The sequence below is a fragment of the Nocardia alni genome (assembly GCF_019038435.1).
Classification (GTDB): domain Bacteria; phylum Actinomycetota; class Actinomycetes; order Mycobacteriales; family Mycobacteriaceae; genus Nocardia; species Nocardia alni.
The window spans coordinates 1-3,393 of the sequence record NZ_JAGPOX010000277.1; the positions used below are offsets into that span (position 1 = coordinate 1).

The following is a 3,393-nucleotide window of genomic DNA, read 5'->3' on the forward strand; positions in this document are numbered from 1 at the left end:
GGTTGTCGGAATCGGGCTGGGACATACCGCCGCTGTTCTCCGTGGGCCGCGCTGCGGCGTCATCAGAAGATCCGCTGCCCGGTGACGTCAGCCGGGAGTTCCGGTTGACGCCGGACGGTCCGGCGCTCCGGGTGATCCAGGACGAAGTGGAAGGCATCCTGCTGGCCCGGGTGTGGGATTCGATGCTCTCGCAGGTGAGTGCGCGGATCGTGGCACGGTTCCTCGCGGTGAACGTGTTCGGGCGTCTGGGCGGGGCGACACTGCGAGTACGGATATCCCGTGAATCCGGACACGACACGGTGACCTTCACCGGCGAGCACGACGATTCATCCGGAGACACCCGGGTTCTGAGCTTCCGGTACGACGAGTTGGCCGCGGCACTGCAGGCGGGCGAGCAGGGCGGAAGGCTCGAGGTGAACTTCCCCGCCGGAGCGTCGCCGACCGCGCTGATTTCCCCGCGGCTGTACGCCTATCTCGCGGCGCGACCGACGCAGTGGTCGCCCGATCGTGCGCTCGATGTCGCGGCCTTCGCAGAGGATCTGGCGGGCCAGGTGACCGGGTCGGGGGCGGCGGAGTTGGTGCTGACCAGGGGCGGCGGGATCGTGTCCGGCACGATGCGCGGACATGCCCCGGGGGCCATGGCCTTCGGTAGCGATCTCGTTCGCGTCCTGGATTACCAGGCCCCGAACTGGCACGGCGCCGAACGTAGCGATGGCGAAACAACCGTGCGCTTCACGGTGGAGGCCGAACCCGCCTACGTGGCCGACCGCGATCTGACCGGGATCATACTGCCCACCCGGACCATCGATCCCTCGCGACCAGGGGACCTGAACGATCTGTATGCCGACCTGACCATGCTGCTGCTGGGCAGCCACGGGATCGTCCCGGAGGACGTCTCCGCCGATGTCGCCGCCGCCCGCGCCTTCGCGATCAACCAGGTGCGCCGGGCGCTGACCGCCGCTGCCTCCCCCATCACGGTGGTCCCGGCGATCACCGCATCGGGTCTGCTCGAGATCACCATCGAGACGGCGGGCAGCAGCTCACACCTGGTGCTACGGCCCGAGGGCGATGCCTTCGCCGACCCTGACGGCGCTCGCACCGAACTGCTGTTCCACCCGGACGCCGATCGCGCCTTCGAGATGACTGTCCTGCGGATCGACGGGGTCGAGCGCGACGCCGTCGATCTGCTGGGCGGTCATCTGTTCACGCACGAGTGGGCCGAGGACCAGGTCCTGGCGGCGCAAGCGATGCTGCGGTGGTTTGTGCACACCCACTTCGACGGTGAGATCGGGGTGCTGCGCTGGCGGATCGACGGCCCGCCGGGTTCGCAGCGCGTGCGCATCGAACGTGCCGACGCCCCCGGCAGCCCGGTCGCCGAACTGCGGCAGGATCTCGACCCGCACGGCTCGCAGGAGGCCGCCGATCTCCTCGGTGATCCCTGGCTGGCTGCACATTATCGAGATCTGCTCATCGGAGACGTTGCCGCGCAGACGGTTCCGCTGAACGTCATCGACCTCGAGATCACCGAGGGGATGGACCGCGACGACATCCTGGCGATGCTGGACACTTGGTTGAGTGGCGTCCTGGAACGCTGGCAGCCCGATCTGATCAGCATCCGGTCGCAGATCGACGGGGCTCTCCACGCGGCCATCGACCAGATCGAGCAGGTCCGGCCGAGTCTACTGAGCATCGCACTGATCAGCACGGCCGATGGGCCGGTACTGCGGTTCGGAGCGGTCGACAACACCCCTCTCTACGGCGACCAGCAACTTTCTGACGCCGCCGCGGAATGGGCCGACCGGGTCGGGTCCGTCGGTGGGCGGAACACGTTCGTGCAGAGCTGGTCCGACGGGTCGATCGCGATCGGTGAACTGCCGCTGCGAGATGCGGTGGTCCCGGTCGATCTGCTGAGGGAGGCGATCGCCGCAGCCGACGGGGAGCCGGTCTCCGCGCTCGCACATCTGCGGCCGGGGCCCGAATACCTCGAGGATTACGAGGTGAATCGGGCACGATACTGGCCGCGTTTCGCGGCGGAACGTGGGTTTACGCTGGAGGAGTTCACCGCCGCAGCGGATGAGCGTGCCGCCGAGTTGGTTCGCGATAGTTACATCTGTACGAGGATGAATGCCGGGACGCTCGAAAAGGTGCTCGAGTCTGGGGAATTCAAAGCCTTCTTCGACGTGGGGGCCAGCAGTATTCGGCCCGATCAGCTGGCCCAGTACGTGGTCTCCCATCAGGCACTGTTCGGTCTCGATGCCGATCTCGATCCCGCAGGCAGGCCGATATACGCCTATCTGACACGTGATCAGATGGGCCGTGATCTGTACGGTGGCCGGCTGAATATGTACGGCACGATTGTCGCGGTGTTCGGGCCGAGCATCGCGGAGCGGACGACGGTCACGTTCGGTGATTCCTTGCGTGGCGCGGACCTCGTGGATGGAGTGCCGGTGGGGACGTTTTGCGCCGATCCGTTGACGGGCCCCACGGCCAATCTGTTCCGCCGCAACCAGGATCCGTTCCGCACGACCGCGCCCGAAGATATCTGGCCCTATATCGAGGGGCAGATCCATCGGCTCATCGATAGTGCCGAGGGTCCGGAATTGTCGCCCCTGCGGGTGGATCACGTGGTGCGCTTCGTATTCCTCGAGCACAGCTCGGCGTATCCATCAAAGCTGTTCGACACCCTGGACTCGATGGGGATTGCCTACTCTTTTGAGCAAGATCCGCCGTCGCGGGTACTGACACAAATGTCCCTCGGCATGGACGACGATGAGCCAGCCCCGCCATCCGGCTCCAATATTACGGCGGCGGTCGAATGGTTGCGGGATAACCCGGGCGATGCCGCGCTGCTGGTGCGGATGATAACCATCGCACTATTGCTGCGTTTTCGGCCCGAGGCCGGACAGTCGCCGATTCTGTGTGGTCCGGCGGCGGTGATCGGTCATCTGGTCGCGGCGGGGCGCAATAAAACGGCTGAGCAGGTCGCGGCAGAGGTCGAGCAGATTGCCACGGAGTTGTTCGATCCGGATCATGGGTTGTTCGATTCCGCGGACGGGATGACCGCGGCCGACGTGATCGAACGGGCCGACGGTCGTCCATACCGTTTCGACACCATGCACGAGGCATGGAGCGCGTTGCAGGACATGGGACAATGGCTGTCCGCGAATGGCCTGCGTGCCGACGGAGAATCGCTGACCGTGCTGGTACGGCCATCCCGGGGCGGACGCCTCGGTCATACCATCCAGCTGGTGTACAGGCATCCCGAAAACCGGCCTCCCCGGATCGACCTGGTGGACGCGGGCGTGGGCGTGCGGGTGAATGATTATCGGCCGCTGCGGGGCGGTTCGGCCAAGCAGGTGTTGGCAATTCTCCCGAAGGCCGGCTGGCCCACCC

Annotated in this window: 1 protein-coding gene; it reads left to right on the plus strand. The window is 66.0% G+C overall.

All coding sequences use genetic code 11. From position 1 onward, the window contains the following. The coding region (locus JZ791_RS43655) for a hypothetical protein (RefSeq protein ID WP_216903788.1) at positions 1-3,393 on the plus strand (3,393 nt) is incomplete at both ends.